We start from the raw sequence: 23,229 nt of genomic DNA on the forward strand, positions 1-23,229 counted from the left end.
ACCGCTTTTGGCAGTGTAGCGAGTTGAGCCGCAACGCGCCGCTGGCGCCTCGGTTTTCAAAGCTCTTCCTATGCCCGATAGTCCGCGCTACCGCGTGCTGGAGGTGCTGCACCAAGGTGCAGATACCGTCCTTTACCGCGCGCGGCGCGAGGAGGACGGCCGGCCGGTGGTGCTCAAGGCCCTGCGGCGCGACCACGCGAGCCCCCGCGCCTCCGGCAGGCTCCAGCACGAGCTCGAGGTCGCCAAGACGCTCGATTCACCCGTCGTCATCAAGGCCCACGGCATCGAGCCGTTCCGCGACCAGATGACCCTGGTCCTCGAGGACTTCGGCGGCCGCTCGCTCGACCGGTTGCTCGATGGCGACGGGCCGATGCGCCCGATGTGCCCGATGTCGATCGAGCGCTTCTTCCCTCTCGCCCTCCGACTCGCCGCCGCGCTCGCCGAACTCCACCGACATCACGTCATCCACAAGGACATCAAGCCCCAGAACCTGCTCTACAACCCCGACACCGGCGAGGTGAAGATCACCGATCTCGGCATCGCCTCCCTCTCGCCACGCGAGGCCCAGGAGCTCGCGCACGACGGGCTCATCGAGGGCACGCTCGCCTACATGGCGCCGGAGCAGACCGGCCGCATGAACCGCCGCGTCGACGAGCGGACCGACCTGTACTCCCTCGGCGTCACCTTCTACGAGATGCTGACTGGCGCCCTGCCCTTCCAGGCCAGCGATCCCGTCGAGTGGGTCTATTGCCACATCGCCCAGACCCCGCGGCCGCCTCACGCGCTCGTCCCCTCGATCCCACCCCAGCTCTCCGCCGTCGTCCTCAAGCTGCTCTCCAAGGCCGCCGAGGAGCGTTACCAGAGCGCCCTCGGCCTGCGCCACGACCTCGACGCGTGCTTCTCACGGTGGCAGGCGGGCGGATCCATTCAGCACTTCCCGCTCGGACAGCGCGATCTCTCCGACCGGTTCCAGGTCCCGCAGCGGCTCTATGGCCGCGAGCGCGAGATCGAGGCGCTGCTCGCCGTGTTCGAGCGCGTGGTCGCGAACGGCCGGCCAGAGGTCGTTCTCGTCTCGGGCTATTCGGGGATCGGCAAGTCCTCGCTCGTCGCCGAGCTGCACAGGCCCGTCGTGCGCGAGCGCGGCTCCTTCCTCTCCGGCAAGTTCGAGCAATTCAAGCGCGACGTCCCCTACCACGCCTTTCTCCAGGCGTTCCGGGCGCTCTTGCGGGAGCTCCTTGGCGCGAGCGAGGAGCAGCTCGAGCGCTGGCGAGAGCGCCTCCGTGAGGCCCTCGGCCAGGACGGCGGTCTGCTGACCGACGTGCTCCCCGAGCTCACGCTCCTCCTCGGCCCGCAGCCGCCCGTGCCCGAGCTCCCGCCCGCCGAGGCCCAGAGCCGGCTGCTCGCCGCGCTCCAGCGCTTCGTCGCCGCGTGCGCCCGGAAGGAGCACCCCGTCGCCCTCTTCCTCGACGACCTGCAATGGGCCGACGCGGCCAGCCTCCTCTTGCTCGAGCAGCTCGCCACCTATTCCGGCTCCGAGCACCTGCTGCTGATCGGCGCCTATCGCGACAACGAGGTCGGCCCCGCGCACCCGCTCCGGCTCACGCTGGCCGAGGTGCAGCAGCGCGGCGCCGCCGTGTCCGAGCTCGTCCTCACGCCGCTCTCCGCCGCCCACGTCGGGGCGCTCGTCGCCGAGGCGGTCCATGCGCCCGAAGCAGAGGTCGAGCCGCTCTCGCAGCTCGTCCACGAGAAGACCGGCGGCAACCCCTTCTTCGCCCTCCAGTTCCTCATCGCCCTGCACGACGAGAGGCTCATCATCTTCGACGCCGAGCAGCGCGTATGGCGCTGGGATATCGCCGCCATCCACGACAAGGGCTTCACCGACAATGTCGTCGAGCTGATGGCCGGCAAGCTGAACCGGCTCTCGGCCCCTGCGCACGACGCGCTCAAGCTCGCCGCGTGCGTCGGCAGCATCCTCGACCTCGCACCCCTCGCGGTGGTCGCGGGCCGTCCGGCGGAGCAGCTCCGCGAGGCGCTCGAGGAGGCCGCGCGGGAGGGGCTGCTGCTCCGCCGGGGCTCTGGTTATCGCTTCCTCCACGACCGCGTGCAGCAGGCCGCGTATTCGCTCATCCCGGCAGAGCAGCTCGCCGAGGTGCACCTCCGGATCGGCCAGCTGCTCTTGAAGGAGCAGCACGCCGGAGAGCGCGAGGACGCGCTCTTCGACGTCGTGGGCCACCTCAACCGCGGCGCAGCGCTCCTCCGTTCTCAGGCCGAGCGCGACGAGCTCGCCGCGCTGAACCTCCGCGCCGGCAGGAAGGCCAAGGCCGCCGCGGCTTTCCAGTCCGCCGCCGCGCTCTTCTCCGCGGGCCTCTCCGTGCTCGCGCTGGCCTCCTGGGAAACGCAGCACGCGCTGACCTACGATCTGACGCTCGAGCGCGCGCACGCCGCGTACATCACCGGCGGCTTCGACGAGGCCGAGCGGCTCCTGCAAGAGCTCCTGGAGCGCGCGAGGACCAGGACCGAGACGGCCGCCGCCGTCGAGCTCATCGTCACGCTCCGCATGATCCGCGGACAATCCGCCCGCGCCGTGGAGATCGGGCTCTCGTGGCTCCGCACCTGCGACATCGATCTTCCTCGCCTCCCCACCGACGCGCAGATCGAAGAGGAGACGAAGAGCGTCTGGCAGGCCCTGGGCGACCGGGCGATCGAGGACCTGATCCATCTGCCCCCCATGACCGACCGGGAGGTCAAGCTGACGATGGGTGTGCTGGAGGGCGCGGGCATCGCGGCGTCCTTCATGACCCCGAACCTGTACTTTCTCATCTTCCTGCGCATGGTCCAGCTCAGCCTGCGCCACGGCAACGCCGAGAGCTCCGCTGTCGCGTACACGTCGTTCGCGAGGATGTTCGGCCCGAGGTTCGGGCGATACCAGGAGGCCTATCGGTTCGGCAAGCTCGGCCACGACCTGGCGCAGCGGAGCGGCCGCCTCACCACGAAATCGATGGTGTTCACCACCTTCGGACACCATGTCGTCTTCTGGACACGCCACTACCGAGAGACGACTCCGTACGGGCGCGCCGGCTTCGGCGCCGCGGTCGAGTCCGGCGCGATGAGCATGGCGTGCTTCAACTGCGTATGGGACGCGCTGTTCCACCTGCTCTCCGGCGAGGCGCTCGAGGACGTGCTCCGCGAGGTCGACGAGCGCCTCGGCTTCGTGCGCAGCGCGGGCTTCGCGTTCGCGCACGGCGCCCTCCTCAGCGCCCGCGCCACGATCCAGGCGCTGCGCGGGCGGCCGGTCCGCTTCGCGATGCTCGACGGCTCCGAGCTGGATCGTCCGGCCTTCGAGGCGCGGCTGCGGGAGGGAGCGCTGGAGACCACGCGCGAGTTCTATTATAGCTTGAAGGCGCAAGCGCTCTTCGTGCTCGGCGCGCCAAGGGAGGCGCTCGAGGCGGCGACCCGCGTCGTCGCCGAGCAACCCTTCTGGAACCAGCCGCACGCGCTCATGGCCGAGAGCTTCTATGTCCTCGCGCTCTCGCTCGCGGCGCTCGTCGACGTCGACGCACCGCACGTACCGCACGCGCCGCACGCGGAGCGGGGTTCCCCGGGGCGGGAGCTCCCCGAGCAGCTGCTCGAGTGCGAGCGGCAGCTCGGCGCGTGGGCCAGGAGCGGCCCCGACAACTTCCTCCACAAACACGCCCTGGTCCGCGCCGAGATCGCCCGGCTCCGCGGGCAGGACGTGGAGGCCATGGGGCTCTACGAGCAGGCCATCTCCTCGGCGCGCGAGGGCGGCTTCGTCCAGCACGAGGCCATCGCCTGCGAGCTCGCCGCCCGGCTGTACCGCGATCGCGGCCTGTCCACGCCCGCCGACGCTTACCTGCAGAAGGCCCGCGCCGCCTACTTCCGCTGGGGCGCCCACGCCAAGGTCGAGCAGCTCGACCAGCGGTATCCCTTCCTCGTCGAGCGAAAGCCAATCGCCCCCACCGTCACCTTCGCCGTCCGCGCCGAGCAGTTCGACGTCCTCTCCGTCGTCAAGGCCTCTCAGAGCATCTCCGGTGAGCTCCAGCTCCCCCGCCTGCTCGAGATGCTCCTGCGCACGATGGTCGAGCACGCAGGCGCCGAGCAGGGGTGCGTCCTCCTGGTCCGGGGTGAGCGCCTCTCCAGCGCGGCGATCGAAGCGCCGGGGGGCGCGGTCCGGATGCGCGACGCGGGCGAGGCGCCTTCGGCCGCCCTGCCGCAATCCATCCTCAACTACGTGCGCCGCAGCCATGAGCGCGTGCTGCTCGACGACGCCTCCGCCAGACACCCGTTCTCGGAAGACGCGTATTTCACCCGGAAGCGGCCGCGATCGGTGCTGTGCCTCCCGATCGTGCGGCAAACGCGGCTGCTCGGCCTGCTCTACCTCGAGAACAACCTCGTCACCGGCGCGTTCACCTCAGGGCGGCTCACCGTGCTCGAGCTGCTCGCCTCGCAGTCGGCCATCTCGCTCGAGAACGCCATGCTCTACACCGACATCGAGCAGGAGAACGCCGAGCGGCGCCGGGCGGAGCGCGAGCTCCGCGAGAGCCAGGCCACGCTGCAGGCCATCGTCGACAACTCCGCCGCGGCCATCTTCCTCAAGGATCACGAGGGTCGGTATCTGCTCGTCAACCGCCAGGGCAGCAACGTCGCCGGCCGGCCGAGCCATCGGCTCCTCGGAAAGACCGACGCCGAGATCTTGCCTGCTGCGCTCGCCGAGATCATCGGCGATCACGATCGGCGAGTGCTCGACTCGGGCGAGCCGCTCGAGTTCGAGGAAGAGGTGATGATGGAGGACGGGCCGCACACCTTCCTGTCGCTCAAGTTCCCTCTCGGGGATGACGTCATGCCCGGCGTGCTCTGCGGCATCTGCACCGACATCACCGAGCGCAAGCGCGCCGAGCTCGCCGAGCGCTTCCTCGCCGAGGCGAGCCGCAAGCTCATGGCCCTCGGCTACGGCGCCACCCTCGAGAGCGTCGCGCAGCTCGCCGTGCCCGAGCTGGCCGACCGGTGCGTCATCGACGTGGACCTCGCCCAGGACGCCCCGGGGCGGGCGGTCACCGCGGGCGTGCCGGCCGAGCTCGCGGGCGCCATGGTGGACGCGCTGCGGGCGCTGGCAGCGACCTCGCCGGACCGCCCCGAGGTGGGCGACGTCCGCGCCGCGCCCCTCCTCGAGCCGCTCGGCGTTCACTCCTTCCTCCGCGTCCCGCTCCTCGCGCGCGACCGGCGCTTCGGCGTCATGACCCTGCTGGCAGCCGCGCCACGGCGCCGCTACGGCCCCGCCGACCTGTGGGTCGCCGAGGAGCTCGGGCTCCGTGCGGCGCTCGCCCTCGACAACAGCCGCCTGTTCGCCGAGGCCCAGGAGGCGATCGAGCGGCGCAACGAGTTCCTCCTCGTCGCATCGCACGAGCTCAAGACCCCGCTCACCTCGCTCACGATGCAGGCCCACCTCCTCGCCCGGCTCCTGCCCCGCTTCGCGCGCGCCGAGGTCGCTCCCGAGCGCATCGACGCCGCGCTCCAGGTCCTGAGCCGCCAGATCACGCGCCTCGCCCACCTGGTCAACGAGCTGCTCGACGTCACCCGCCTCAACGCCGGCCGGCTCACCCTCGCGCGCGCGCCCGTCGATCTGGCCGCCCTGACGCGTGAGGCTGTCGAGCGAATGAGGCAGCAGTTCGCGGACGCCCGCTGCCGCATCCAGCTCGATCTGGACGAGCCCGTGGTGGGCAACTGGGATGCTTCTCGCGTGGAGCAAGTCGTCATCAACCTCCTGTCCAACGCGATGAAGTACGGCGCGGGCGCCCCCATTCACGTCGTCGTGCGCGGCCTGGAACGCCGCGCGCTGCTCGTCGTCCGCGATCACGGCATCGGCATCACGGAGGCCGATCAGGCCAGGATCTTCGAGCGCTTCGAGCGCGCCGTCTCCGTCCGCAACTTCGGCGGCCTCGGCCTCGGCCTCTACATCGTTCGATGGATCGTCACCTCCCACGGCGGCACCATCCGCGTCGAGAGCGCGCCAGGCGCGGGCGCTGCCTTCATCGTCGAGCTGCCTTTGAATACGGCAGAGGCAGAGACGGACAGCCAGGGCGCCCTGCTCCCGGAAGCGTAGGAGCGCGCTGTGTGCTCACACCCCGACTGCTGCCTCAGCCGGGACTGACGCGCCGCCGTTTGCTCGTGACGAGGCGCGGCGCTTTTGGCAGTGTACCGGGTTGAACGGCAACACGCCGCCGGCGCCCCGGCTTTCAAAGATCCTCCTATGCTCGATAGTCCACGTTACCGCGTGCTGGAGGTGCTGCACCAAGGTGCGGACACGATCCTCTACCGCGCGCGGCGCGAGGAGGACGGCCGACCGGTGGTGCTCAAGGTCCTGCGGCGTGACCACGCCAGCCCCCGCGCCCTCGGCAGGCTCCAGCACGAGCTCGAGGTCGCCAGGGCACTGAAGTCGCCCGTCGTCGTCCAGGCCTACGGCATCGAGCCGTTCCGCGACCAGATGACCCTGGTCCTCGAGGACTTCGGCGGCCGGTCGCTCGACCGGTTGCTCGATGGCGACGGGCCGATGCTCCCGATGTCGATCGAGCGCTTCTTCCCCCTCGCCCTCCGCCTCGCCGCCGCGCTCGCCGAGATGCACCGGCGGCACGTCATCCACAAGGACATCAAGCCTCAGAACCTGCTCTACAACCCCGACACCGGCGAGGTGAAGATCACCGATCTCGGCATTGCCTCCCTCTCGCCACGCGAGGCCCAGGAGCTCACGCACGACGGGCTCATCGAGGGCACGCTCGCCTACATGGCGCCGGAGCAGACCGGCCGCATGAACCGCTGGGTCGACGAGCGGACCGACCTGTACTCCCTCGGCGTCACCTTCTACGAGATGCTGACTGGCACCCTCCCCTTCCAGGCCAGCGATCCCGTCGAGTGGGTCTATTGCCACATCGCCCAGGCGCCGCGGCCGCCTCACGCGCTCGTCCCCTCGATCCCACCCCAGCTCTCCGCCGTCGTCCTCAAGCTGCTCTCCAAGGCCGCCGAGGAGCGCTACCAGAGCGCCCTCGGCCTGCGCCACGACCTCGACACGTGCTTTTCCCAGCTGCGCCAGCGCGGCGCCATCGACCCCTTCCCGCTCGGACTACGCGACGTCTCCGACCGATTCCAGGTCCCGCAGCGGCTCTATGGCCGCGAGCGCGAGATCGAGGCGCTGCGCGCCGCGTTCGAGCGCGTGGTCGCGAACGGCCGGCCAGAGCTCCTTCTCGTCTCGGGCTATTCGGGGATCGGCAAGTCCTCGCTCGTCGCCGAGCTGCACCGGCCCGTCGTGCGCGAGCGCGGCTCCTTCCTCTCCGGCAAGTTCGATCAGCTCAAGCGCGACGTCCCCTACCGCGCCTTCCTTCAGGCCTTCCGGGGCCTCGTGCAGGAGATCCTTGGCGCGAGCGAGCAGCAGGTCGAGCGCTGGCGAGAGCGCCTCCGCGAGGCCCTCGGCCAGAACGGCAGGCTGCTCACCGACATGCTCCCGGAGATCGAGCGGCTCCTCGGCCCGCAGCCGCCCGTGCCCGAGCTCCCGCCCGCCGAGGCCCAGAGCCGGTTGCTCGCCACGCTCCAGCGCTTCGTCGCCGCCTGCGCACGGAAGGAGCACCCCGTCGCCCTCTTCCTCGACGACCTGCAATGGGCCGACCCCGGTAGCCTCCTCTTGCTCGAGCAGCTCGCTACCCTCGCCGGCGACGCGCACCTGCTGCTGATCGGCGCCTATCGCGACAACGAGGTCGGCCCCGCGCACCCGCTCCGCCTCACGCTCGCCGAGGTCCCAAAGCGCGGCGCAACCGTCGGTGACATCGTCCTCGAGCCGCTCTCCGCCGCCCACGCCGGGGCGCTCGTCGCCGAGGCGGTCCATGCGCCCGAAGCGCACGTCGAGCCGCTCTCACGGCTGGTTTACGAGAAGACCGGCGGCAACCCCTTCTTCGTGCTCCAGTTCCTCATCGCCCTGCACGAAGAGGGGCTCATCACCTTTGACGCGGATGAGGGCGCATGGCGGTGGGACATCGCCGCCATCCGCGACAAGGGCTTCACCGACAACGTCGTCGAGCTGATGGCCGGCAAGCTGGAGCGGCTCTCGGTCCCGACGCGCGACGCGCTCAAGCTCGCCGCCTGCCTCGGCGGCAGCGTGGACCTCGACACCCTCGCGGTGGTCGCGCGAAGGCCGGCGGACGCGCTCCGCGAGGCGCTCGAGGAGGCCGTGCGGGAGGGGCTGCTGCTCCGCCGGGACAGCGCCTATCGCTTCCTCCACGACCGGGTGCAGCAGGCCGCAACTTCGCTCATCCCGCCTGGACAGCTCGCCGAGATGCACCTCGGGATCGGCCGGCTGCTCTTGAAGGCACGGCGCGCGGAGGAGCCCGATGAGACGCTCTTCGATGTCGTCGGCCACCTCAACCGCGGCGCCGCGCTCCTCCGTTCCCAGGCCGAGCGCGACGAGCTCGCCGCCCTCAACCTCCGCGCCGGCAGGAAGGCCAAGGCCGCTGCCGCCTACCAGTCCGCCGCCGCGCTCTTCGCGGCGGGCATGGGCCTCCTCGCGCAAGATCCCCGCGAGCGCTGGGAGACTCGGTACGATCTGGCCTATCCCCTGAGCCTCGAGCGCGCGCACGCCGCCTACGCCACCGGCAGCTTCGAGGAGGCCGAGCGGCTCCTCGACGAGCTCATGGAGCGCGCGAGGACCAAGATCGAGCGCGCCGCGGTCGTCGAGCTCGCCATCGCCTTGCACGTGACCCGCGGGCAGTGCGCCCGCGCCGTGGAGCTCGGGCTCTCGTGCCTTCGCGCCTGGGACATCGAGCTGTCGCTCCCCGTTACCGACGCGCAGGTCGAAGAAGAGACCGAGAGCGTCCGGCAGGCTCTGGGCGGCCGGGCGATCGAGGATCTGGTCAACCTGCCCCCCATGGACCACCCCGAGATCAAGGTGGCGATGCGCGTCCTGATGGGCGTGAACATCCCTGCCTATTTCGTGGACGTGAAGCTGCACTATCTGCTCCTCGTGCGCATGGTCAAGCTCAGCCTGCGCCACGGCAACGCCGAGAGCTCCGCCCAGGCGTACACCGCCTTCGCGCGGATGTTCGGCCCGCGGTTCGGGCGATACCGCGAAGCCTACAAGTTCGGAAAGCTCGGCTACGACCTCGCGGACAGGGGCCACGCCCTCGCCACGAAGGGCGCGGTGTTCACCCTGTTCGGGCAGCAGATCGTCTTCTGGACACGCCACTACCGGGAGAGCGGTCACTATGCTCGCCGCGGCTTCAACGCCGCGGTGGAGGGCGGCGACTGGAACAACGCATGTTACAATTGCATCTGGGCGGCGATGTTCCCGCTGCTCTCCGGCGAGCCGCTGGAGGACGCCCTCCACCTGACCGAGGACCGCCTCGCCTTCGTGCGCAAGGCCGGCTACGCGTTCGTCTATGACATCCTCCTCGGCGCCCGGCACCTCATCCAGACGCTGCGCGGGCGGCCGGTCCATTACGCGATGCTGGATGGCGCCCAGCTGGATCAGGCGGCCTTCGAGGCGCGGCTCGGCCGGGAGGGCGGGGTCGTCCCCGGCTGCTTCCACTTCAGCATGAAGGCGCAGGCGACGTTCCTCCTCGGCTCTCCCCGGGAGACGCTCGCGGCGACGACCCGTGTGGTCGTCGACTACGACTGGAAGCTCGATGCGTGTGCGCTGTATGCCGAGTGCTTCTATTATCGCGCGCTCGCGCTGGCCGCGCTCGTCGACGACGACCAGGACCGCGCCGCGGCGCCGTCACCCCGGCCGGAGCTCCCGGACGGGCTGCTCGACTGCGAGCGGCAGCTCGGCGAGTGGGCCGCGAGCGGCCCCGACAACTTCCTCCACAAACACGCTCTGGTCCGCGCGGAGATCGCCCGGCTCCGCGGGCAGCACCTGGAGGCCATCGGGCTCTACGAGCAGGCCATCTCGGCAGCGCGCGAGGGCGGCTTCGTCCAGCACGAGGCCATCGCCTGCGAGCTCGCCGCCCGGCTGTACCGCGATCGCGGCCTGTCCACGCCCGCCGACGCTTACCTGCAGAAGGCCCGCGCCGCCTACTTCCGCTGGGGCGCCCACGCCAAGGTCGAGCAGCTCGACCAGCGGTATCCCTTCCTCGTCGAGCGAAAGCCAATCGCCCCCACCGTCACCTTCGCCGTCCGCGCCGAGCAGTTCGACGTCCTCTCCGTCGTCAAGGCCTCTCAGAGCATCTCCGGTGAGCTCAAGCTCCCGCGCCTGCTCGAGATGCTCCTGCGCATCGTGGTCGAGCACGCGGGCGCCGGGGAGGGGTACGTGCTCCTGCTCCGGGAAGATCGCCTGTCGACGGCGGCGGCGATCGCCGCGTCCGGAGGCGCCGCGCGGCTGCTCGACGCGGGCGAGGCGGCGGCGGACGCGCTGCCGCAGTCCATCCTCAACTATGTTCGCCGCAGCCACGAGCGCGTGCTGCTCGACGACGCCGCCGCCAGACACCCGTTCTCGGAGGACGCGTATTTCACCCGGAAGCGGCCGAGATCGGTGCTGTGCCTCCCGATCGTGCGCCAGGCGCGGCTGCTCGGCGTGCTCTATCTGGAGAACAAGCTGGTGGCCGGCGCGTTCACCCCGGGGCGGCTCACCGTGCTCGAGCTGCTCGCCTCGCAGTCGGCCATCTCGCTCGAGAACGCCATGCTCTACACCGATATCGAGCAGGAGAACGCCGAGCGGCGCCGGGCCGAGCGCGAGCTCCGCGGAAGCCAGGCCACGCTTCAGGCCATCGTCGACAACTCCGCTGCGACCATCTATCTCAAGGATCGCGACGGCCGGCACCTGCTCGTCAACCGCGAGGTGGGCCGCCTCCTGGGCATGCCGACCGAGCAGATCGTCGGGAAGACGAGCGCCGAGCTCTTCCCTTCCACGAACCTCGAGATCATCGCGGACAACGACCGGCGGGTGCTCGACTCGGGCGAGCCGCTCGAGTTCGAGGAGGAGGTGATGATGGAGGACGGGCCGCACACCTTCCTCTCGCTCAAGTTCCCTCTCGGGGAGGACGTCATGCCCGGCGTGCTGTGCGGCATCTCCACCGACATCACCGAGCGCAAGCGCGCCGAGCTCGCCGAGCGTTTCCTCGCCGAGGCGAGCCGCAAGCTCATGGCCCTCGGCTACGGCGCCACCCTCGAGAGCGTCGCGCAGCTCGCCGTGCCCGAGCTGGCCGACCGGTGCGTCATCGAAATCGACCTCGCCCAGAACGCCCCGAGGCGGACGGTCACCGCGGGCGTACCGGCCGAGCTGGCAGACGCTGTGATGGACGCGCTGCGGCCCCTCGCGGCGACCTCGCCGGAGCGCCCCGAGGTGGGTGACGTCCGCGCTGCGCCGCTTCTCGAGCGGCTCGGCGTTCACTCCTTCCTCCGCGTCCCGCTCCTCGCGCGCGACCGGCGCTTCGGCGTCATGACCCTGCTGGCGACCGCGCCACGGCGCCGCTACGGCCCCGCCGACCTCTGGCTGGCCCAGGAGCTGGCGAGCCGCGCCGCGCTCGCCCTCGACAACAGCCGCCTGTTCGCCGAGGCCCAGGTGGCGATCGAGCGCCGCGACGAGTTCCTCCTCGTCGCCTCGCACGAGCTCAAGACCCCGCTCACCTCGCTCAAGATGCAGGCTCACCTCCTCGCCCGGCTCCTGCCTCGCTTGCAGCGCGCCGAGGTCGCCCCGGAGCGCATCGACGCCGCGATCCAGGTCCTGAGCCGCCAGATCGGGCGCCTTGCCCACCTGATCAATGAGCTGCTCGACGTCACCCGCCTGAACGCCGGCCGGCTCACCCTCGCGCGCGCCCCCTTCGACCTGGCGGCCCTGGCGCGCGAGGTCGTCGAGCGGATGCACCAGCAGCTCACCGACGCCCGCTGCCGCACCGAGCTCGATCTGGACGGCCCCGTGGTGGGCAGCTGGGATGCGACGCGCGTGGAGCAGGTCCTCATCAACCTGCTGTCGAACGCGATCAAGTACGGCGCGGGGGCCCCCATTCACGTCGTCGTGCGCGGCATGGAAGGCCGCGCGCTGCTCATGGTCCGCGATCACGGCATGGGCATCGCCGAGGCCGATCAGGCCAGGATCTTCGAGCGCTTCGAGCGCGCCGTCTCCGTACGCAACTTCGGTGGTTTAGGACTCGGCCTCTACATCGTGCGGTGGATCGTCACCTCCCACGGCGGCACCATCCGCGTCGAGAGCAAGCCGGGCGCGGGCGCCACGTTCATCATCGAGCTCCCTTTGCACCCGGCCGAGGCGGAGTCGGAGACGGCGGCGGACGGCCGAGGGGACCTGCTCCCGCAGGCCTAGAGCGACAAGCGGGTTGAAGCCGCACGCAAACAGCGAGAAGTTGGGACGCCAGGAGTGGCGCTCCGGGCTCCCGGACGCCACAGTGGCCCCACGGTGAGGTCACGCTCCTCGGCAGCGCCGCTCTTCGTGATCTCCGCGGCGCTCGGCGGCAGCGCGGTCGCGCACGCCCATCCGACCGCGGCGCCCTTGCGTATCGAGTACCGCGCGGAGGCTGGATGCCCGGCAGAGGCGGAGTTTCGTGCGCGCGTCGGCGCGCGCCTCCGGCGGAACATCGCGGAGACGGACGCAGCGAGCGCGTACGTCGTGATCATCGAGCAGCGCGATCGCCGCTTCATCGGGCGCCTCGGCGTCCGCGCGGCCGACGGGACGGCGTCCGAGCGCGATGTCGCGGGGGATACCTGCGACGATGTCGTCGCCGCGCTCGCGGTCGTGACCGCGCTCGCCGTCGATACCCAGGCCGGGGACGCCCCCGTGACGGCCGCCACACCCGCGGTTTCCGCGTCCCCGAGCGCCGTCGCCGCGCCGCCTCCGCCGGTCGGTGCGCCGCCCGCTGGCGCCCCGCCTGCCAGCGCCCCGCCCGCTGGCGCCCCGCCGGCCGGTAACGCGCGGGCGCGGCCGCCGGCGCCGGAGCCCGACGCCACGACGCACCTGGTGCTCGGCGCGCAGCTCCTCGTCGGCCAGATGATCGGCCTCCCCTCCTTCGGCGCGCGCATCTCCGCGGAGCCTCCCCTCGCTATCACGACCCGCGGCGTCGGCCCGGCGCGCTTCGACGCGGACCTCGAGGTGTCCTCCGACGTCCCCGTGGCGGGTGGGTCTGCATCGTTTCTGCGGGCGGCCCTCGCCGTCGACGCGTGCCCGCTCGGCGCGTCGCTCGGCGTCCTGCGCCTTTCCCCCTGCGCGCGCGTCGAGGGCGGCCTCGTCTCGGCGAGCCGCCGAGGCGTCGCCCCCGCGCGCAGCGTGACGCGCGGATGGCTGGCGCTCGGCCTGCCGGTGCGCGCGCGGCTGCCGCTCTGGGGCCCGTTCGTGCTCGACGCCGACGCCGGGGTACGCGTGCCGCTGCTGCGCGACGGCTTCTTCCCCGACGGCGCCGACGCCGGCGCCCGCCCGCCGCCGATCGAGAGCGTCGCGGCGCTCGGGCTCGGGTTGACGATTCCGTGATCCCGGGGCTCGCCTCCGAACATAGCAGCGGCAGGAGACGATGATCAGCGCGACTCGATCCCGACATCCTGCCCGCGCGGAGGTGGTGCGCGACGCGGCCAGGACGGCGCCCGCGGAGCGCGCCGTGCAGCGCGCGCCGTCGCCCTCCGCGGAGCGCTACCGCGCGCTGGTCGAGGCGCATTTCGACTTCATCTGGCGCTCGTTGCGCGGGCTCGGCGTGCCCGCCGGCTCGGCCGACGACGCCGCGCAGCACGTCTTCCTGATCGCCTACCAGAAGCTCGCCGAGATCGCGCCCGATCGCGAGCGCTCCTTCCTCTTCGGGACGGCGCTGGGGGTCGCGGCGAACGCGCGCCGCGCCGGCGCGCGGCGGCGCGAGCTCTGCGACGACGGCGCGATGGCAGCCGCGGCCGACGACGCGCCGAACCCGGAGCAGCTCATCGAGATGAAGCAGGCGCGGGCGCTGCTCGACGACGTGCTCGACGCGATGGAGGAGGACCTCCGCGTCGTCTTCGTCCTCTTCGAGCTCGAGGGCGTCCCGACCGAGGAGATCGCCGCGATGCTCGGCCTCGCGAAGGGCACCGTCGCTTCCCGCCTCCGCCGCGCGCGAGAGGACTTTCGCGCGATCGCGAGGCGCGTCCAGGCGAGGGCGCTGCACCGGGGAGGCGAGCGATGACCGATCCGAAGCCGCTTCGAGACGAGGAGGCGACCGAGTTCGAGCGCGCGCTGCTCCGCTCGTGGAAGCAGGAGTCTCCGTCCTCGTCGGCGCGCGCGCGCGCGCTCGCCATCGCCGGGCTCGCCGCGGACGGGGCCGCAGGGGGCGGGGCCACAGGGGAGACAACCGCCGCGCCCGCTCCGTCCGCCGCGCCCGCGCCGAAGGCGGGCGCCGGCAAGCTGCTGGCGCTCGCGAAGTGGGGCCTCGGGGCGGTGATCGGCGTCGGCCTCCTCGGCGCGGGCGTCGCGCTCCTCCGGCCGTCGGCGCCTCCCTCCGCGGCGGCACCGTCGAGCGAGCCGCAGGCCACGCTCACGCCGCCCACCGCCGTCGAGCCGCCGGCGGCGAGCGCGGCGCCGGTCGCGCCCGCGCCGCCTCCCTCCGGGCCCGTGACGCAAACGCCGCTCCAGGCGAGCGCCCCGCCGCTCCAAGCGCCCGCCGCCGCCGCGAGCCCGCCGCGCCCGAAGAGCGCCGCGCCGCGCGCGGGATCCGCTCGCGGCGCGCCGAGCGACGCGCTCGGCGAGCAGGCCGCCATCGACGCGCTCGGCGAGCAGGTCGCCATGATCGATCGCGCGCGCGACGCGCTCGCCGCCGGCGACGCGGCGGGGTGCCTCGCGGCGCTCGACGCCCACGACAGCAAGTTTCCTCGGAGCGCGATGGGAGAGGAGGCCACCGTGCTCCGCATCGAGGCGCTGATCCGGCTCGGCGATCGGGCCCGTGCGGCCGAGCTGGGCCAGCGCTTCCTCGCCTCGCGCCCGACGAGCGCGCATGCCTCGGGCGTGCGCGCACTCCTCGGCGCGACGAAGGAGCCTTGATCGAGCGGCGCGCACGCGCGCCTCGCGCGGCCTGCTCGCCCGCCCGCGCAAACGTGCTTTCGAGGGCGCCGGAGAGCGTGCCTGTCGTGTCCGGTTCGTCGAAGGGTTCGAGCGCTGTCAGCGCAAGAGTGTTCAACAGAGAGGTCTCGTATGGTCTGGTCGTCATGGAGCAAGCGCCGCGCGCGGAAGGCGGTCCTGGTGGGAGCGGCGATGGCGCGCCTCTCGCTGCCGGGGAGCGCCGCGGCGCAGGAGGCGGTCGCCCCGGCGTGGGACGAGACCGAGCGTCGGGAAGACATCGTCCAGCGGCGCGAGCGCGCCGCGCTCCTTGCGACGCACCTCCATGACGTGATCAGGCTGCACTCCGCCGGGAAAGCGGTGCCCGTCCTCTTCAGCGGTATCGGCGGGGCGAGCCTCGCCTTGAGCCTGACCGTGGCCCCGGCCGAGCCTCGCTTCCTCGCCTGGACCGCCGGCTCCGCGACGTTGCTCGCGGGAGGCATCGCCGCGCTCGCCGCGCCGGAGGCGTACCGGCGCGACACGCTGGGGGCCGCCGCGCAGCTCTCACAAGGCAGCTTCTGGCTCGGGCTCGCGTTCTTCACGGACAGCGGCCTCGCGAGGGCGACGCCGATCGCGCTGTCGTCGGGATATTACGTGTCCGGCTTGCTCTCCGGGCTGAACCTGGCGCTGTCCCACTACACTCCTGCTTCCCGCCTCCGCGCCGACCACGCGCTGGTGGCGACGCCCGAATGGCGCGCGCGGCTGTCAGCCGCGCAGATCGCGAGCATCGAGCGGGATCTCCTGGCCACCGCGCCTGCGATCCCGAGCTGGGCCATCTACCTCCCGGTCGCGCTCGGCGGGGTCGCCGCTACCGCGCCCGCGTGGGACGGCGATCTGCCAGCAGAGAGGCGGATGTTGAGCTTGACGTCCGGTCTCCTCGCCTCCGTGTGGTCGCTCGCCGCCATGTTCGATCCCGAACATCCGGCGCAGTCTTACCAGCGGGACCTGCGCAGGGCCGGCCTGCAGGTCGCGCCTTCAGGACCCGGCGGCAACATGGGTCTCACGGTCTCGGGCAAGTTCTAGAGCCACAGACGGGCTGAAGCCACACGCGAACAGCGAGGAGTCGAACCGGCAGGGCCTGTCGTTGCCCGCCCCGCCATCGCGCTCGTGTCTCCTGGGTCGACCTCTGGAGGAGCTCGGGGACACAGCAGTGATTGTCATCGTTTCGCGCTCCTTCGAGCGCTCATCAAGGAGGATTGGCCATGCGCAACGTTCTCATCGTCGTGTTCGTGCTCATCGTGGGATGTGGCGGGGAGGCTCCGGCCGCGCGCTGGGTGGCCTGCGAGTTCACCGGTAGCACCCCGGGCGGCGTGACGGTCCGTAGCTGCGCCGAGCTCGAGACCGACGACCCGGACAAGCACGAAAGCGAGTGCACGGACAGGTCAAACCTCGAGGCCGAGCTCGTCGATCGATGCTCTACCGACGACGTGCTCGGCACCTGCGTCCTCACCGGCGACGGCGAGACCATGACGACGTACCATTATGCAACAGAGCTCCTCACGGCCGATATCGTCAAGCCGCTCTGCGAAGCGACGAATGGCACCTGGAAGCCGCGCTGACGCGCTGCCCCGGTGCGTGTCACCGCGGTCCCGAGCGCCTCGACAGCGGTGTGTTCCGGCGGCTGACGGGATCGATCGGTCACCATGATCCCGCTGGCGCGCAGCAGCGTCGGTCCGGCGCAAGTCGACACAATTCGGCACGAGTTCACGGGACGGCCAGCGCCGAGCGCTGCGCCGCCGGATCAGCGGATCAGCGGGAGACGAGGTCCGTCATCCAGGGCACGTCGGGGGTCGTTCTCAGGACCGTGCCGGCCCACTGCCGGTCGTCCATCCGCTCGAAGCCCTCGGTGACGGCCTCGAAGTACGACGAGGCGAGCCCCACGAACGCGCGGGGCGCGCCGCCGCAGGGGTCGGCCGTCACGACCATGAGCCGCGGCAGGCCGGTGCCCACGTGCAGCACGCGGCCGACCGGCGCGCCGCCCTCGTCGGTCGGCTGGGTGTGCACGTCGGCGATCGTCGGATCCTGCTCCAGGCTCTTCATCTGGTCGAAGAAGAGCTGCCTGTACCACCCCTCGACGCCCGTGGGCCCGCCGCAACCCTCATACTCGAGCTGCACGGCCTGGTTGATGAAATCGAGGTGCGCCTGGGTGAGGGGCAGGCCGGCGCGCTCGTTCGCGGCCATCTCGCCGAGCGTCCGCGCGACGTCGTGGAGCTGCGAGAAGTACGCCGGCACCGTCTTCTCGAGCCACGGATCGCTCGATAGATCGAGCGTGCCGACGATCCCGGCGCCGTGCTCGGCCAGCTCGGCGATGCGCGCGAAGAACGCCGGGTACGGGTCGACGTACGCGTCCGGGAACTCGCACGTGTCCCCGCCCGTGTACGACTGCTTGGCGTAGAGCAGGGTGTCGTGGCGGAGCTCGGCCCACGAGGCGAGCTGGGTGCTCAGCAGGCGCCGGCCCCACGCCTCGGTCTTCGCCACGCCGGGCAGCCCCTCGCCGTCGCCGATCGCCCGCGCCGGCGACAGCTCCCGCAGCGCGCCGAGCCAGCGATTGTAAAGGTTCTTGCCCCAGAAGTCCCCCGGGTGCGCGTCGACCAGCACGCGCATCATGTGCAGGTCGGGCGCGTAGTCGAACCGCCCGAGCTCGGGCGCGAGCAGCTGGCCCGCCTGATCGTTCCCGAGCGCGGCGAAGCCCACGTCGAGCGGGTCCGGCATCATGCGCTTGACGGCGCCGCCCTTCACCCGGTCGAAGACCACGTTCGAGAAGACGTGCGAGTCGACGACGTACCGCTGGCCGAGCAGCGCGAAGCTCGACGAGAGGGGCAATGTGCCCTTGCCGAGCCCGTTGATCATGATGTGGCTCGAGATCCGCTGCGTGCCGTGGCCCTCCTTCACGATGACCTCGGCGATCCGCGCGTCCGGGACGCCGGCGAGGCCGGCGGCGTCGCTGAGGCCGAGGTCGGCGAGCAGGTCGTCGAGCTCCGGCAGGGTCATGTAGTCGCTCTCGCCGACGAAGGCCTGGATCGCGTCGTCGATGCGCTTGTAGCGGGCGACCGTCTCCGCGTCGGCCAGGGCGCGCAGCACGTACGCGCCCTCGAGGTGGCGCCGCTGGAAGCGCTGGGTGCCGTCCTGCTGGGCCTCGAGGAAGCGGAAATCCACGCGGCCGAGCCACATCATGCTGCGGAAGTAGCGCGCGAGCTCGGGGCGCTCCTCGTCGAGGTAGTGGCCGCGGGGCTCGAACTGCGAGAAGTCCATGAGCCGGTCCGTGCCGAAGAGGCGGACCTCCCCCATGCCGTCGTGGGCCTCCGCGCCCGCGACGAGCGCGTCGATCGCCGCCGCGCTGGCGCCCGCGACGGGGGCGACGGGCGCGCCGTCGAGCAGCGCGAGCGCGACGGCCGTGAAGAGATCCGCGTCCGCGCGCGCCTCGGCGCCGAGCTCCGCTCCGGCGCCCGAGGCGAGCCGCGCGCGCATCTGCTTCAGCATCGTCCCGAGCTCGGGCGCGAGCGAGGCCAGCTCCACCGCCTTCAGGATCGCGTCGTACGAGCGGTGGACCGCGAACAGGACCGAGTCCGCGGACACGTAGAGCGGCAGGTCGAGCGAGTAGATGCTCTCGTAGCCGTAGACGAAGGTCGGGAAGGACTTCTTGCTCGAGATGACGAAGCCGTTCGCGGAGAGCTTCGCGAGCTCGTCCTCGTCGAGGGCGAGCGCGGTGCCCTGGAGGAGCGAGAGGCCCGCGGCGTCCGCCGGCGCATAGGACAGGCCCGACGCGAAGGGGACGGGGTACCGCGAGGCGAAATCCTCGGCGCTCATGCTCGCCGAGGCGTCCCGCTCGGCGAGCAGCGCGGTGAGCTCCGCCTGCTGCTCGGGCCCTGGCTCCGTGGACGGCAGCTGGGTGCCGCCGGCGCCGGGCGGGGGCTGGCTCCCCTCGCCAGAACAGCCGGCGGCGAGGGCGACGAGGATCGGGACGACGTGAAGGCGAAGAAGCAGGTTGCGCATCGTGCTCCCCTTTCAAAGCGTGCCCCTGAGCCCGGGGCGCGACGGCTCCACTCCACAAGCAAAGGTGGTGCCGATGGCGCGCGATGCGGGGGTCGTCCTGCCTCCGGGGACGATCGTGCGACCGGCTGAGCCGTGAGCCTCCCCTCGCGGGACTTCAGCAGAGGAGCCCCGTTTGACCCGCCCCTTGAAGCTCGTCCGACCGCCGCCGCCCGCCCCGAAGCGGGCCTTCGCTGGCGACGACGCGACCCTCGTGCACGCGTTCCGGCGGGGCGACCCCGGGGCGCGCGCCGCCCTCTACGACCGGTTCGCGGATCACGTCCACCGGGTGCTCTACCGGCTCCTCGGCTTCAGCCACGACCTGGCCGACCTGCACCACGACGTCTTCGTCCGCGCGCTCGGCTCGCTGCCGGGCCTGGAGGACCCGAGCGCCCTCAAGGGCTGGCTCACGATGATCGCGGTGCACGTGGCGCGCACGTCGATCACCCGCAGGAAGCGGCGCAGCTGGCTCTGGTTCCTGCCCAGCGAGGAGCTGCCCGAGGTCGAGTCCGGCGCGGCGTCGGGCGACGTGCTGGACGCGTTGCGCGCGACCTACGCGGTCCTCGACGCGCTCCCGGTGGACGAGCGGATCGCCTTCGCGCTCCGGTTCATCGACGGCATGGAGCTCACCGAGGTCGCCGCGGCGTGCGACACCTCGCTCGCGACGATCAAGCGGCGGCTCGCCCGCGCCGGCGCCCGCTTCGAGGCCGAAGCGCGCAAGCAGCCCGCGCTCGAGGCGTGGCTCGATGGAGGTACCCGGTGGGGCAATCCGAGCGCCCGCTGACCACCCTGGGGCGGCGCGTGGCCGAGCTTCAGGACCGGATGCCCGCGGCGCGGCTCGATCGCGAGCGCGGGCGGGCGCGGCTGCTCGCGGCGGCGCCGGTGCCCGATGCGGAGCCGGCCGGGCGCGGAGAGCGGCCCCGCCGTGAGTCTTCCTGGCGGCGGACGAGGCCTGGAAGGCCGTTCGCGGTGCGGCTCGCCGCCTCGCTGGCGGCGGTGGCCCTGCTCGCCGCCGCGCTCGTGATCGCGCTCGTGGCGCGCCCCCGCGCTCCGATGCGCTTCGCGCTCGGGGCGGCCGAGCCAGGGGTCGTCGGCGCGTGGATCGCCGCGCCGGCCACGGCGGAGCTGCCGATCCGGTTCTCCGACGGCTCGCTGCTGCGCCTCGCGCCTGGGGGGCGCGCCCGCGTCGCCTCGGTGGGCGCAGACGGCGCGGAGCTCTCCCTCGAGCGAGGCGCGCTCGATCTCTCGGTCGTCCACCGCGAGGGCGCGCGCTGGACGGTGCGGGTCGGGCCGTTCCAGGTCCACGTGATCGGGACGCGCTTCGAGATCCGGTGGGACCCGGTGACCGAGCAGCTCGTTGTCGCGCTGCACGAGGGGGCGATCACGGTCTCCGGGCCGGTCGTGGGCGATTCGCGCGCCGTCCGCGCCGGCGAGCGGCTCACCATCTCGCCCGCGACGAACACCCTCGAGGTCGGCGCGATCGACGCTGCCGCCGGCCCCCCATCGACGGCGACCCCGCCCGGCGCGGCTGCCACGAGCGCGGCCCATCCAGGCGCGCCTGCCCCGAGCGAAGCCGCTCCAGGCGCGCCTGCCCCGAGCGAAGCCGCTCCGGGCGCGCCTGCCCCGAGCGAAGCCGCTCCGGGCGCGGCTGCGACCTCGACGAGCGGGCCGCCGGCGACCGCCCGCGCACCGGGCGCCGGGGCGGCCGCGCTGCAAGGGCAAGCAGGCGGCGAGGGCTCGGTCTCTCCCCTGCCCGCGCGCCGAGAGACGCCGTCGTGGCGCGCCCTGGCCCTCGAGGCCAGGTACAGGGACGCCCTGGCCGCCGCGGAGGGCGCGGGCTTCGACGCGCTCTGCGACGCCGCGGGCGCGAGCGATCTGCACGCGCTCGGCGACGCGGCCCGGCTCGGCGGGAGCCCGGCGCGCGCCGCCCAGGCCTTCGCGTCTCTCCGCGCCCGGTTCCCCAGCTCGCCCGAGGCCGCGTCGGCGGCGTTCATGCTGGGGAGGATCGCCCAGGACCAGAGCAAGGACCACGCGGCCGCCGCGCGCTGGTTCGCCCGGTACCTGCGCGAGCAGCCGGCGGGCGCGTTCGCCGCCGATGCCGCGGGGCGCCTCGTCGAGGCGGAGGACAGGCGGGGCGACGAGGCGGGCGCCCGAAGGGCGGCCGAGCAGTACCTCGCCGCTCATCCGAGCGGCTCGCACGCGGGGTACGCGAAGCACGTGCTCGCGCGCGGATCGAAGGCGGTCCCCCCCGGAGGCTCTCCTGCCACGCCCGTCCCCCCCGGAGGCTCGCCCGGCGCGCCGGGCCCTGCCGCCGAGCCTCCCTCGCCGTGAGACGCCGCGCCGCGACGCCCCTCTTCCTCGCCTTCCTCGCCGGGGCCACTCTGGCGGCAGGGGCCGCGCTCGCGGAGGGCGCGCGCGCCGGCGAGACCCGGACCGAGGCCGCCTCGACCATCGCTGTCCTCTGCGCCCCGGGCGATCGCTTCGGCCTGCGGATCGTGGCCGAGATCGAGTCGCTGGGCCTCCGGGCGGAGCGCCTCGACCCCGCGGCCGAGCCGGCGTCGCGCGCGTCCCTCGAGGCCTCGGCGCGGGAGGTGGGCGCCATCGCCGCGATCCGCGCCGTCCCCTCCGAGCGCGGCGTCGAGATCTGGATCGCCGATCGGGTGACCGGCAAGACCGTCCTCCGCGAGATGGCGGACGACGACGGCACGCCCGACCGCGACGCGGCGCTCGCGCTCCGCGCCGTCGAGCTCCTGCGCGCCAGCCTCCTCGAGGCCGGCCTGCCCGCGCCCCCGCCCGGAGAGGTGCCCGCGACGCCCGAGATCCGCGAGAAGCTGCGGGTCCGCGCGCCGGACACGCTGCCCGCGCCGGCCCAGAGTCCGTCGCCGGCGCTCCGCCTCTCGCTCGCTCCCGGTGTGCTGCTGAGCCCAGGCGGCTTCGGCGCGGCGGTCAGCATCGACGTCGGCCTCTCCTGGCTGCCGAGCGAGAACGTAGGCGCGATCGCGTTCGCCGCGATTCCGGTGAGCTCCCACCAGATCGAGCGATCGCAAGGCACCGCCGAGCTCTCCGTCCTGCTCGCCGGTGGAGGCGCTCGCTTCCAGCTGGCCCCGCGCGACAGCCCGTGGGCGGCCTCGGCGGATCTCGGCTTCTCTGCCGTGCTGCTCTGGAGCACGGGGGTGGCCAGCAAAGGCTTCCGCTCGAGCGCATCCGCCGCGGTGACCGCCAGCCCCTTCGCGGGCGCCGGCCTCTCCTTCACCCTGACCCCCACGTTCCGGCTGCGCGCCGACGCCGTCGCCAGCGTGCTCGTCGAGGGTGTCTCCGTCCGGTTCGTCGAGCGAGAGACAGCCACCTGGGGCAAACCGTTCATCCTCTCTTCAGCCGGCATCGAGATCGATCTGTTTTTATGAGCCGCCCTCACGCGCCGGAAGGACTTCACCTCTGGAGCCTGGCCTGGAGGTCGTTCGAATGAAACGATGGATGATGGTCCTCGGAGCGATGGCGGTGATGAACAGCGGATGTGAGGAGATCGTCTTCAATCCCATTCAAAATGGGGGTTGGGATGGCCCCTCGGACCCCGGCGTGCCCGACGCCGATGAGGATGTGGACGACGAGGACGACGGCACCTCGGCCGTCCACGCCATCGCGCTGCGAGGCAGCGATGTGGTCCCCGGCTCCGTCTACTTCACGAGCAGTCCACCGCCCTGGGAGGCCCCGGACGCGCTCGTCCTGTACTTCAGCAACGCTGTCGAGCAGTGCGCCCAGCCCGTGCTCGATCTCGAGGCCGGCGTCGACTGTGACAAGGCAGGTACCTGGCAATTCATCCTGATGATTCCGCCCGAGCTCAACGAGCCAGGTCTCATCGATCTCTCCGCCATGCACATCCCCTTCTCCAAAACTGTGGTCTTCTCCGGTTGCGGTGGCGCGGGCGGCTCGGGCCCCGGCCATCAGGGCACGCTCGAGATCGTCAGCAGCGACGAGACCTCGCTGTTCGTGAAGGTGCGCGGCGCGGGCGACGAGAACTGGCCGGTCGACGGCGATTACACGGTCCAGCGCTGCGGGACATAGCGCCGCGGTCGCACGACGGCTGGCCGCCGGGCGCCGGTGGAAACGGAAACAGCGCAGCGTGCCCGCGCGGCAGGCGTCGGAGGATCCTCGGC

12 protein-coding genes are annotated in these 23,229 nt (G+C 72.2%); 11 read left to right on the top strand and 1 reads right to left on the bottom strand.

Annotated features, from left to right (window positions below):
- Positions 1 to 70: 70 nt before the first annotated feature.
- The 7 genes from WME95_RS30275 (at position 71) to WME95_RS30305 (ending at position 16,605) form a co-directional block, all read left to right on the top strand.
- A complete protein-coding gene (locus WME95_RS30275; protein ID WP_437902816.1) occupies positions 71 to 6,118 on the top strand; it encodes an AAA family ATPase in 6,048 nt (2,015 codons plus the stop codon).
- Between the two features lie 147 nt (positions 6,119 to 6,265).
- Positions 6,266 to 12,310 (top strand): AAA family ATPase, encoded by a 6,045-nt coding sequence (locus WME95_RS30280; protein WP_437902817.1) that lies wholly within the window; start codon positions 6,266 to 6,268, stop codon positions 12,308 to 12,310.
- A gap of 93 nt (positions 12,311 to 12,403) precedes the next feature.
- Positions 12,404 to 13,468, top strand: coding sequence for a hypothetical protein (locus WME95_RS30285; RefSeq protein WP_437902818.1), 1,065 nt, complete (start codon positions 12,404 to 12,406; stop codon positions 13,466 to 13,468).
- 40 nt (positions 13,469 to 13,508) lie between these two features.
- Complete coding sequence (locus WME95_RS30290) at positions 13,509 to 14,141, top strand: RNA polymerase sigma factor (protein ID WP_437902819.1); 633 nt, start codon at positions 13,509 to 13,511, stop codon at positions 14,139 to 14,141.
- Complete coding sequence (locus tag WME95_RS30295) at positions 14,138 to 14,992, top strand: hypothetical protein (RefSeq protein WP_437902820.1); 855 nt, start codon at positions 14,138 to 14,140, stop codon at positions 14,990 to 14,992. Before WME95_RS30290 ends, WME95_RS30295 begins: the two co-directional genes overlap by 4 nt.
- A 150-nt stretch (positions 14,993 to 15,142) precedes the next feature.
- The gene (locus WME95_RS30300) at positions 15,143 to 16,069 is read left to right on the top strand and encodes a hypothetical protein (protein ID WP_437902821.1); all 927 of its coding nucleotides are present in this window, start codon (positions 15,143 to 15,145) and stop codon (positions 16,067 to 16,069) included.
- Between the two features lie 179 nt (positions 16,070 to 16,248).
- Complete coding sequence (locus WME95_RS30305) at positions 16,249 to 16,605, top strand: hypothetical protein (RefSeq protein WP_437902822.1); 357 nt, start codon at positions 16,249 to 16,251, stop codon at positions 16,603 to 16,605.
- A 190-nt stretch (positions 16,606 to 16,795) separates the two neighbouring features.
- Here WME95_RS30305 and WME95_RS30310 read toward each other — a convergent pair whose 3' ends face one another.
- Positions 16,796 to 19,039: a DUF3160 domain-containing protein gene (locus WME95_RS30310; RefSeq protein WP_437902823.1), complete on the bottom strand. Its 2,244-nt coding sequence runs from the start codon at positions 19,037 to 19,039 to the stop codon at positions 16,796 to 16,798.
- Between the two features lie 172 nt (positions 19,040 to 19,211).
- On the opposite strand from WME95_RS30310, the gene WME95_RS30315 reads away from it, so the two are divergent.
- The 4 genes from WME95_RS30315 to WME95_RS30330 all read left to right on the top strand — a co-directional run bounded on the left by WME95_RS30315 (position 19,212) and on the right by WME95_RS30330 (position 23,137).
- Entirely contained in the window at positions 19,212 to 19,859 is a 648-nt protein-coding gene (locus WME95_RS30315; RefSeq protein WP_437902824.1) for an RNA polymerase sigma factor, read from the top strand.
- Positions 19,835 to 21,406 (top strand): FecR domain-containing protein, encoded by a 1,572-nt coding sequence (locus WME95_RS30320; RefSeq protein WP_437902825.1) that lies wholly within the window; start codon positions 19,835 to 19,837, stop codon positions 21,404 to 21,406. The genes WME95_RS30315 and WME95_RS30320 overlap by 25 nt, the downstream gene beginning before the upstream one ends.
- On the top strand, positions 21,403 to 22,479 hold the full coding sequence (locus tag WME95_RS30325) for a hypothetical protein (protein WP_437902826.1): 1,077 nt from the start codon (positions 21,403 to 21,405) through the stop codon (positions 22,477 to 22,479). Before WME95_RS30320 ends, WME95_RS30325 begins: the two co-directional genes overlap by 4 nt.
- Before the next feature lie 70 nt (positions 22,480 to 22,549).
- Positions 22,550 to 23,137: a hypothetical protein gene (locus tag WME95_RS30330; protein WP_437902827.1), complete on the top strand. Its 588-nt coding sequence runs from the start codon at positions 22,550 to 22,552 to the stop codon at positions 23,135 to 23,137.
- Positions 23,138 to 23,229 lie beyond the last annotated feature (92 nt).

The organism is Sorangium sp. So ce327 (assembly GCF_051530205.1).
Lineage (GTDB): Bacteria > Myxococcota_A > Polyangia > Polyangiales > Polyangiaceae > Sorangium > Sorangium cellulosum_B.

Coding starts and splice junctions, on each gene's coding strand:
- WME95_RS30275 (WP_437902816.1), top strand. CDS start 71: ATGCCCGATAGTCCGCGCTACCGCGTGCTGGAGGTGCTGCACCAAGGT.
- WME95_RS30280 (WP_437902817.1), top strand. CDS start 6,266: ATGCTCGATAGTCCACGTTACCGCGTGCTGGAGGTGCTGCACCAAGGT.
- WME95_RS30290 (WP_437902819.1), top strand. CDS start 13,509: ATGATCAGCGCGACTCGATCCCGACATCCTGCCCGCGCGGAGGTGGTG.
- WME95_RS30295 (WP_437902820.1), top strand. CDS start 14,138: ATGACCGATCCGAAGCCGCTTCGAGACGAGGAGGCGACCGAGTTCGAG.
- WME95_RS30300 (WP_437902821.1), top strand. CDS start 15,143: ATGGTCTGGTCGTCATGGAGCAAGCGCCGCGCGCGGAAGGCGGTCCTG.
- WME95_RS30305 (WP_437902822.1), top strand. CDS start 16,249: ATGCGCAACGTTCTCATCGTCGTGTTCGTGCTCATCGTGGGATGTGGC.
- WME95_RS30310 (WP_437902823.1), bottom strand. CDS start 19,039: ATGCGCAACCTGCTTCTTCGCCTTCACGTCGTCCCGATCCTCGTCGCC.
- WME95_RS30330 (WP_437902827.1), top strand. CDS start 22,550: ATGATGGTCCTCGGAGCGATGGCGGTGATGAACAGCGGATGTGAGGAG.